Source organism: Intrasporangium chromatireducens Q5-1, from assembly GCF_000576575.1.
Taxonomy (GTDB): domain Bacteria; phylum Actinomycetota; class Actinomycetes; order Actinomycetales; family Dermatophilaceae; genus Intrasporangium_A; species Intrasporangium_A chromatireducens.
In genome coordinates this window covers 1-9080 of the sequence record NZ_AWQS01000158.1, presented here as the reverse complement: position 1 = coordinate 9080, position 9080 = coordinate 1, and the positions used below count along the sequence as shown (strand labels likewise).

Sequence of the window (9080 nt, the reverse complement as noted above, 5' to 3'; positions counted from 1 at the left end):
CCCTGCTCTTCTGGCTCGTCGGCCTGCGAAACAGCCCGATCGTGCTCATCGTCCTGGCCGCACTCGCCTCGTCGATCACCTCGTACGTGCTGCTGCGCGGCCTGCGTGACGAGATGACGGCCAAGCTGATGGCCCGGCACGAGGCCAAGGTCGCCGCACGCCAGCACCCGTCGGCGGACGAGCTCGACGAGGACGCGGAGGCTGAGGCGGCGCAGACGGGCGAGCCCCGCGACGAGCGCGCCTGAGCACTCGGCGATCGCGCTCAGCCGTTCCCACCGCTGGCACCGGGCGCCCACCTCCCGCGACACACCGAGCAGTCGCCAAGTCCGCATCGGTACAACCGGGGTTCGGTGACGGCTTCTCGGTGTGTTGCGGGGATCGCGGGCGTGTCGTCAGCCGACGTGGTGGCCGAGCGCGAGGCCGACGGAGAAGAGCAGCGCCCAGGCCAGCTCGAAGACGCCGGTGCCGGCCAGGGCGGGGATGAGCTCGCGGCCGTGGGCGCCGCCGACGATGGCGCGGACCGGCCGGACCATGACCGGGGCCGAGAGCAGCGCGAGCAGCACCCACGGCGTCGTCGCCGCGGCCAGCGCCGTCATGACGAACGCGACCGCAATGAGGGCGAGGTAGAAGACGCGGGTCCCGCGGTCGCCCATCCGCACGGCCAGGGTCCGCTTGCCGGTGACCCGGTCGGTCGGGATGTCGCGCAGGTTGTTGGCGACGAGGATCGCCGAGGTGACCGAGCCGACGCCGATCGCGCCCCACCACGCGGCCGGGGTCAGCGGGGTCATCGTCGCCATGGTGCCCAGCGTCGCGACGAGCCCGAAGAAGACGAAGGCGAACACCTCGCCGAGCCCCATGTAGCCGTACGGGTGCGAGCCGCCCGTGTAGTACCAGGCAGCGAGGATCGCGAGGACACCGATCGGGATCATGATCCACAGTCCGGACAGCGCGATGAGGGCCAGACCGCAGAGGGCCGCGAAGAAGAAGCAGGCGAACGCGGCGAACTTCACGCTCGACGGCGCCGCGAGCCGCTGCCCGACGAGCCGGACCGGGCCGACCCTCGTCTCGTCGGTGCCGCGGATGCCGTCGGAGTAGTCGTTGGCGAAGTTCACGCCCACCTGGAGCGCGAGGGCGATGACGAGCGCGAGGAGCGCATAGCCCCACACGACGTTGCCCGTCTGGTACGCCGCCGCGGTGCCGACCAGGATCGGGGCGATTGCAGCGGGCAGGGTGCGCGGGCGGGCGCCTTCGATCCACTGGGAGAGGGTGGCCATGGGTCCTTCGCGAGCTGACAGGGCCGTGGGGGCCCGATGGACGGGGACGTCGGGGTGGGCGGTGGCGCAGCGCACTGGCCGCGCGGCGCAGCGCCGAAACCGGTCAGAGCCGGCGCAGGAACTCGGGGTCGTCGTCAGGCCCGCGGGGGCCCGAGGGCCGCCGACCGCGGCCGACGGGCGGCTGCCCGCCTCGCGAGTCGGTGCGGCCGGAGATGAACCACAGCATCGGGCCCAGGACGGGGACGAGCACGACGAGGAGCCAGACGGCCTTGGGCAGCACCCGCAGGAGCCGGCCGTTGGTCTGCAGGCAGTCCACAAACGCGTAGATCGTCGCGAAGACCACGGCTGCGGTGAACAGGACGCGAGCCACGGGGCACTCCTTCGACGAGACGGTCCCCCCATTTTGCCACCCGCGTCGGCGGGCGCCTCAGCCGCTCTGCAGGGCGAGCCGGATCGCGGCCCGGTCCGGCTTGCCCGGTCCCCGCTGCGGGATGGCGGGCAGCGTGACCACCCGGCGGGGCAGGGCCGGGTCGGGGAGTATGCCGCGCAGCTGCTCGCGCACGTCGGCCGCGGTCACGCGCCCGCTCGGGTCGATGAGCGTCACTGCCGCGCAGACCGTCTCGCCCCACTCCACGTCCGGCACGCCGATGACGACCGCGTCGAGCACCCCGGGCACGTGCCGCGCGATCGCATCCTCGACGACGCCCGGGGTGATCTTCAGGCCGCCGGTGTTGATGACGTCGTCGGCGCGTCCGTCGATGACGAGCCGTTCGCTCTCGTCGAAGTGGCCGAGGTCGTCGGTGCGGAACCACCGGACACCTTCCGGGTCCACCACGAAGACGTCGGCGGTGAGCTCCGGCTCGCCGAGATAGCCCGCGGCGACCGTGGCGCCGCCGAGGACGACGTGCCGGTCGTTGTCGACGTGGATCCGGGTGACGGGCAGGGGCACGCCGTCGTAGACACAGCCGCCGGCCGTCTCGCTCATGCCGTAGGTGAGCCGGAGGGCGACGCCGGCGTCGAGGGCCTCCTGCTGCATGGCGTGGGGAGTGGCGGAGCCGCCGACGAGTACGCCGTCGAAGCTGAGCAGCGCCTCGAGCCCGTCCTGGTCGGCGAGCAGCCGCCCCAGCTGCGTCGGCACGAGGGCGGTGTAGCGGCGGCCGGCGCCGCTCTGGCGCAGTCTCGCGCCCGCCCGGGCGAAGCCGGCCGCCGTGAAGCCGTCGCGGCTGTCGAGCACGAGCGGAGTCGTGCCGGCCCGGAGCGACCGGACGAGCACCTGGAGCCCGGCGATGTGGTGGGCGGGCATGGTGAGCAGCCACGAGCCCACACCGCCCAGGACGCTGTGCGTCGCGTCCGCGGACGCAGCGAGGTTGTCGGCGGTGAGCAGGGCGTGCTTCGGGCGGCCCGTCGAGCCCGAGGTGCCGATGGCCACCGCGAGGCGCTCCGGGAGCTCCGCCGCGCCGTGCGGTGCGACGACCGGGGGAGGCCCGTCAGCGGCATACGGCAGGACCGCGCCGCGCCCGGCCAGCGCGTCCTCGAGGGCGGGCAGGATCGACAGGACGTCCGGGCCGGCGGGCACGGGCAGGGCGGTGAGCGTCACGAGGCAGCCTTCGGGATCGGGCGGGTGCGGGCGGGGCGGCCGGCCCGTCGGGACCGGGCGGCCAGGACGACGCAGCCGAGCAGGGCGGCGGCCGCGACGGAGAAGCCGACGTGGGGGTTGAGCGGCAGGACGATGCCGAGCGCGCCGCCGACGACCCAGAGCATCTGGAGCATCGTCTCGGACCAGCCGAAGACGGAGGTGCGGACCGACTCGGCGACCTCGCGCTGGACGAGGGCGTCGAGGCAGAGCTTGGCGAGCTGGGAGGTGAGCCCCTGGACGAGGCCGATGACGACGATGAGGAGCAGGCCGTACCACACGCCCGTCGCGGCGCAGGCCACCGTGGCGACGAGCAGCGCGATCATCGCCACGCGCTCGGGTCGGTGGTCGCGCAGGACGTTGCCGAGCACGCTGCCGAGGGCGTTGCCGACCCCGATGCCGACGCCGACGAGACCGAGGACGAGCTCGGCCCGCATCCCGTCGAGGGGGTGCTCCTTGGCCAGGAACGCCATGAAGAGGATGAGGAAGCCGGTCAGTAGCCGCGTGCCGCCGGTGCTCCACATCGCGTGCCGCACCGGCCACGGGATGGCCAGCAGCCGACGACGCGCGCGGCCCCACAGCCCGAGCGAGTCGACGACGAGCACGTCGTTCTCGGTGCGGCCGTCCCGCACGGTGTCCGTGGGCCGCTCGGCGGGCTCGAGCGGGATCGGCGCGGTGTCCTCCGGTGCGCGCTCGCCCTCGGAGCTGTCGATGCGCGCCGGCAGCCGGATGGCCTGGACCGTGCCGACGACGAAGACGACGAAGGCGGCTCGCAGCGCCCACGAGGCACCGGCGAGCATCAGGGCGCCGCCGAGCGCGCCGCCGAGGGTGCCGCCGATGATGCCGGCGACCGAGACCTTCGAGTTCGCCTTGACGAGCGAGGTGCCCGGGGGCAGGACGCGGGGGACCGCCGCGGCACGCACGACGGTGTAGGCCTTCGAGGCGACCAGGTAGGCGAGGGCGGCCGGGAAGAGCCAGTTGCTGTGACCGACGATGGCCTCGGCCATGACCCAGCACAGGAACCCGCGCACGGCCATGGTCGTGCCGAGGGCCCACCGCCGACCGTGCGGCACGCGGTCGAGGGCCGGGCCGAGGAACGGTGCGACGAGGGTGAACGGGACCATCGTCAGCAGCAGGAACCAGGCGACCTGGTCGCGGGCCTGGACCGTCTGCGGGTTGAGGAAGACCGTGCCGGCCAGGGCCAGCATCATCGCCGCGTCGCCGGCGCTGTGGGTGGCGTGCAGCTCCGTGACCCGTGCGAGGCCGGAGTCGCCGGCGCCGCCCGAGTGCGTGTAGGAGTGGTAGGTCCGGGCGGTGAACCGGCCGGCGCGCGCGGTGAGCCGGGCCGTCCCGACGGTGGCGCGGCCCACGCCCCGACCGACCGCCCTCGCCCCGTTGGCGGCCGTGGTCCGCAGCGGCTGGCGGTAGTCGGCGGGGCGCCCGCCCGGGGGGACGTTGATCTCCTCGGTCGGCTCGACCCGCGGCCGGCTGGAACCGGTGCTCGGGGAGTCGCTGTGGGAGGTCACCTGTTCATCTTGCCCTCTCCCGCCGACGGCGGATCCACGTCCCGGCCGAGAGGCGCGCCTTCTCGGTGAACGGCACGCCACGGGAACGCAACGGCCCGCTGGGACTCAGCTCAGCGGCATACGGAAAGGGGCGTGGAAGGGCCCGGAAAGCGGCCTAGAAGTACCAGGGGAAGCGCGGCACGCTCAGCGGCCGACCTTGGTGGTTGTCGGCATTGTGAGGCTGACCTGCGCGAACGTGCTGGAAGTCGTTGAGTCCGGCCGGTCGTGACTGGCCGCCCTGCCACATTTTTGCCACAGGCGCGTGGGCGACGCGCGAAGTGTGCCTCCGGTCCGATTGGCGTCTCGGGCATCGGGAAGGCGTGCGGGATGTCGACGACCGTCAGGCCGTCGAGCAGGCACAGTGTGAGAGCCACCTGCTTCTCCGGAGGGAGCGCGGCTGGCAGCAGGTGAAGATGGGGCGGGAGTGGGTCCCCCTCGATCCGTCGAGGGGGGCGTCGCACGAAGAGCTGGAACGCAATAGAACGGTTCAACGCGATTTTCCGACGTCAGGCCAGTGCGGCGGCAAGACCGAGGAGGAGGGCGTCGCCGCCCAGCCGGGCGGCGGCCGTCGGCCGCGGCGAGATCAGCATCCTCGACCCCGACGGCATGCGCCGAGCCAGCAAACTCGGCTGAAGCCGCGGTCTCAATGCGCTCAACCACCACAGACGTCCGCAGTCGAGACCCGATTCCTAGGCCTCTGCACGGCGTACGCCGAGCTGTTCGAGCCACTCGATCAGGTTGCTGCGCTGGGTGCCTGGGCCAGAGGCGATGTCAAGGACGGTGCCGTGTCCATAGTCGGGAGTGAAGTCGAGGTCGGCGCCGAGATCACGGAGCATCTCGGCCGCGCGTCTTTGTCCACCCGCGCACGCGTGCCAGAAGGCTTGGTCGAGCGCGGCCTGGGTCACCGAGGAATCGGTGACCAGTTCGTCGAGCCGATCAAGGAGACCGAGCGCGGCCGCGTGCCACGGCTCGTCGACCCGCGCACCGCGCTCGACCAGGAGGCGGGCAACGTTCCAGCAGCCGTAACCGACCGCGTTGTCCAACGGCGTGCCGATCGAGCCGGCGGGCGCTTCGATGTCGGCGCCGGCATCGATCAGGACCCGGGCCACGGCCTGGTCGTCGCTGCTCGCGGTCCAGTGAAGCGGTGTCTCACCGCTCCCGTCCTCGCCACGCACGTCAACCTCGGCCCCGGCGTCGATCAGCAGGCCCACGACGCGTGGAGCGTTGGGGAAGAAGCCCGGCCAGTCCGTCGCGACGTGCAGCGGCGTGCGACCCCCGGCGAGACCGCCGAGCCGTGAGCTCGCGATCTCGGGGTTGGCTTGGAGCAGAGACTCCAGGACGGCAATATCGCCGGCACGGATCGCGCGAATGGTGTGCAGGTAGTCATCGTTCGAGGGCATGGCGTCCTTGACCTGACGAACAGACGATTCGTGCCGATCCTAGGGTGCTCGTGTCATCGGAGCGGCAGCACCGGCTCGGTCTTGACTCTGTACTCGGATACAGGGTGATGCTAGGTGCATGTGGTCGGGCGAGGTCGCGAAGCGCGCCGGGGTGAATCCGCAGACCCTGCGGTACTACGAGCGGCGAGGGATCCTGCCGGAGCCGGAGCGTACCTCTGGCGGGTTCCGCGATTATCCGGCGTGGGCAGTGAATCTGGTGCGGTTCGTCAGGCACGCTCAGGATCTCGGGTACTCGTTGACCGATGTCGAGGATCTGTTGCGACTGGCGGACGGTGGCGCCGCCAGCTGCGCGGAGGCGCGCGCCGTCACTGCCGCGCGGCTGGCCGACCTGGACCGGAGGATCGCCGAGCTGGGTCGGATGCGCGAGTGTCTCGCCGCCATGGGTGCGGTCTGCCACGGGCCCGGCCCTGGCCGGTTGTGTCGGTTGATGGTGGAGGCGGTCGCGTCGATCGACCCGACCAGCATCCCGCCGGGCCACGACACGTGTTCCTGTGCGGGCGAGGCGTCCTCATCCGCGGAGGACGGCGGTCGGTGAGTTCGACTTACCCGTATGCCCGTCCGATGAGTCCTGTAGCAGGGCTCGGCGACGGTGTTCCCAGGCATCGATCGGGCTGAACGGCAGGCAGAACAGGTAGTCGTTGCGCCGGAGTACGAGATTGGGAACGGCGAGCAGCTCGCAGCCATTTTGGCCGACGGCGGCCAGCAGCACCAGGGGGGCACCAATCGTCACGAACACCGCGACGGGGTAGAACTGCGCGACACCGAAGGTCAACAGGGTGATGATGCAGGCCGCGCCGTGGCCGAGCCGGAGCACTGGAGCGTCGCGCCCGCGGGACCGGACCGCCACAGTCAGGAACAGCGGCATCCCGACCAGCCCCACAAGGACGCCGATCAGGTTCGAGCTCGCGCCCGGCAGGTCGAGCAGCGGATGCTCGTGCGGCACCGCGACTCCTGCCACGATCGCCCCGATCCCAGCGATCGCGCGCACAGCTGTTCCCCACGGGCCGATCGTTCTGCCGCCGCGCCACCTCGCCGCCGGCTCGGCGATCGATCCGGTCGGGGCGCAGCACTCCTCCACGGTCAGGTTCCTTGTCGCGTCGTTCGTCCTCATGTACCCACCGTGCACCCTGCACCGAGGTACCGAGTCAAGGCCCGGCTTCCATCAGGCCCTAGTCAGGCGTGGGGTCGTCCAGACCGCGGAGCATCAGGTCCAGGCCCAGCTCGAACTGGGCGTCGGCGTCTGACTGGCCGCAGAAGACCTCGGCGACCGCGGCGAGGTCCTCGGGAGTCCCGGGGCGCAGCATCTGGCGTACGTCGACCGCGCAGCCCGGGTCGGCGGTGTCCCAGGTGATCTCGGCGAACGCCGACCCGAATGCGTAGGACCAGATGGTGCGCAGCAGGTCATAGGCGCGCTGCTCGGCGAAGCCCGCCGCCACCAGGGCCGCCACGTGGGTGCGCACCACGCGCAGCGCGGGCTCGGGCATCAGCTGCTGGCTGAAGATCAGTGTCGCCGCCCTCGGGTGGCGGCGCACCGTATTGCGCACCGCGTTCGCGACCGATCGGAGACCCGCGCGCCAGTCGGGCAGCACGGGCGCGGCGGCCTCGATCTCCTCCCAGACCGCCTCGACGACACCGTCGAGCAGGTCGCGCTTATTGGCGACATGGTGGTAGAGCGACATCCCCTTCACATCGAGGGCGGCGCCCAGCTTGTGCATGCTGAGGGCATCGAGCCCGTTCTCGTCGATCAAACCCAGGGCGCGTTGCACGATCCGCTCCCGGCTGAGCGAGGTTCGACGCCCGGTGCGGGAAGCCGTTGCAGTGGTCACCTTGAAATCTTACGTCGTAAGTTCTACCGTGTCGAGGGAGCGGCTCTTACGGCATAAGGAGACGAGGATGGGATCGACGACGACCATGAACCACCACGACAGCACCGCGGCGATCGAGCTGACCGAGCTGGGGAAGACCTATGGCCACGGCGACACCGCGCGTGTCGCGGTCCGGTCGAGCACCCTGTCCTTGCCATGGGGACAGGTGCTGGGCCTCCTCGGCCCGAACGGCGCCGGCAAGACCACGCTGATCAAGATGATCTGCGGACTGGTGACACCGACCGCCGGCACGGTCCGGATCGGCGGCTGGGATCTGGCCACCGAGCGCAGTCGGGCGGTGCTGCAGATCGGCGCCGTGCTCGAAGGATCGCGCAACGTCTACTGGCCGCTGTCGGCGTGGGAGAACCTGCTCTACTTCGGCCGGCTCAAGGGGCTGCGCACCGCCGAGACCCGGCCGCGGGCCGAGCGGCTGCTCCGCGACCTCGACCTGTGGGGACGGCGCCACGAGCAGGTCGGATCGTACTCGCGCGGTATGCAGCAGAAGGTCGCTGTTGCGACCGCGTTGATCACCGACCCGCCGATCCTGCTGCTCGATGAGCCGACGCTGGGTCTCGACGTGGAGTCCGCGCGCACGTTCAAGGACTGGGTCGCCCACCTCGCCCGCGATGAGCACAAGACGATCCTGCTGACCACCCACCAGCTCCACGACGTGGCCCAGGAGCTCTCCGACCGGATCGCGGTGATCCGGGACGGAGAGATCATCGCCGACCTGCCCACCGGTGAGCTGCTCAAGAAGTACGCCGAGGACCGCTGGGAGATCCGGCTGGCCGGTGCGATCGACGGTCTCGGGGTCGCGCTGCCCGACGGCGCGTCCTTCTCTACCGAGGCCGACCTGACCCGGGTGCTGCTGCCCACACAGACCACCGATCCCTACCCAGTGCTCGACCGGATCCGGGCCACCGACGCCCATCTGGTCTCGGTGGCGAAGGCTCAACCAACCCTGGAGGAGGTCTTCCTCCGGGTGCTGCAGAAGGACGCGGGACCCGCGCGCGTCGCCGGCCAGGTCCGATCATGAGCGTCACGATGGCCGATACCACCCGCGGCACCGCGGTCAGCGGAGCAGGACAGCTGCGGCTGTTGGCCAACGAGATCACCAAGGGTCTGCGGTTGGCCGGTCGCCGCAAGGGCATGATCGCGGTCGCCACCGGACTGAACCTGATGACCTACCTCGGTATCAATCTCTTCATCGGGGGCGGCCACGTCATCACCGACCTGATGACCCTCACCATGCCCGCCCTGCTTGCGGTCACCCTCGCCCAGGC

The 9080-nt window shown here is 71.2% G+C and carries 11 protein-coding genes; 4 read left to right on the top strand and 7 right to left on the bottom strand.

All coding sequences use genetic code 11. The annotated features are described in order from the left end of the window. A partial coding sequence (locus tag N864_RS15715) for a DUF4229 domain-containing protein (RefSeq protein ID WP_034718852.1) occupies nt 1–245 on the top strand: 245 nt, incomplete at its 5' end. Nucleotides 246–392: 147 nt separating this feature from the next. Here N864_RS15715 and N864_RS15710 read toward each other — a convergent pair. From N864_RS15710 to N864_RS15690, 5 genes are all read right to left on the bottom strand, one after another. Further along, nucleotides 393–1274, bottom strand: coding sequence for a 1,4-dihydroxy-2-naphthoate polyprenyltransferase (locus N864_RS15710; protein ID WP_034718850.1), 882 nt, complete (start codon nt 1272–1274; stop codon nt 393–395). Between the two features lie 103 nt (nt 1275–1377). Further along, nucleotides 1378–1644 (bottom strand): PLDc N-terminal domain-containing protein, encoded by a 267-nt coding sequence (locus tag N864_RS15705; RefSeq protein WP_051518673.1) that lies wholly within the window; start codon nt 1642–1644, stop codon nt 1378–1380. Nucleotides 1645–1701: 57 nt separating this feature from the next. Beyond that, nucleotides 1702–2871, bottom strand: a complete 1170-nt coding sequence (gene menE / locus N864_RS15700; protein ID WP_034718848.1) for an o-succinylbenzoate--CoA ligase — start codon at nt 2869–2871, stop codon at nt 1702–1704. Then, on the bottom strand, nt 2868–4433 hold the full coding sequence (locus tag N864_RS15695; RefSeq protein ID WP_240474356.1) for an MFS transporter: 1566 nt from the start codon (nt 4431–4433) through the stop codon (nt 2868–2870). The genes menE and N864_RS15695 overlap by 4 nt, the downstream gene beginning before the upstream one ends. Before the next feature lie 728 nt (nt 4434–5161). After that, a complete protein-coding gene (locus N864_RS15690; RefSeq protein WP_034718845.1) occupies nt 5162–5872 on the bottom strand; it encodes an ankyrin repeat domain-containing protein in 711 nt (236 codons plus the stop codon). A 118-nt stretch (nt 5873–5990) separates the two neighbouring features. Between N864_RS15690 and N864_RS15685 the strand changes: the two genes are divergently transcribed. Beyond that, nucleotides 5991–6467: a heavy metal-responsive transcriptional regulator gene (locus N864_RS15685; protein ID WP_081793940.1), complete on the top strand. Its 477-nt coding sequence runs from the start codon at nt 5991–5993 to the stop codon at nt 6465–6467. Here N864_RS15685 and N864_RS15680 read toward each other — a convergent pair. Beyond that, the gene (locus N864_RS15680; RefSeq protein ID WP_155892971.1) at nt 6441–7043 is read right to left on the bottom strand and encodes a hypothetical protein; all 603 of its coding nucleotides are present in this window, start codon (nt 7041–7043) and stop codon (nt 6441–6443) included. The two genes, N864_RS15685 and N864_RS15680, sit on opposite strands and share 27 nt — an antisense overlap. Before the next feature lie 58 nt (nt 7044–7101). After that, on the bottom strand, nt 7102–7758 hold the full coding sequence (locus N864_RS15675; protein ID WP_034718840.1) for a TetR/AcrR family transcriptional regulator: 657 nt from the start codon (nt 7756–7758) through the stop codon (nt 7102–7104). Between the two features lie 67 nt (nt 7759–7825). Between N864_RS15675 and N864_RS15670 the strand changes: the two genes are divergently transcribed. Continuing rightward, entirely contained in the window at nt 7826–8833 is a 1008-nt protein-coding gene (locus N864_RS15670; RefSeq protein ID WP_051518672.1) for an ABC transporter ATP-binding protein, read from the top strand. Next, a partial coding sequence (locus N864_RS15665) for a hypothetical protein (protein WP_034718837.1) occupies nt 8830–9080 on the top strand: 251 nt, incomplete at its 3' end. The genes N864_RS15670 and N864_RS15665, both read left to right, overlap by 4 nt.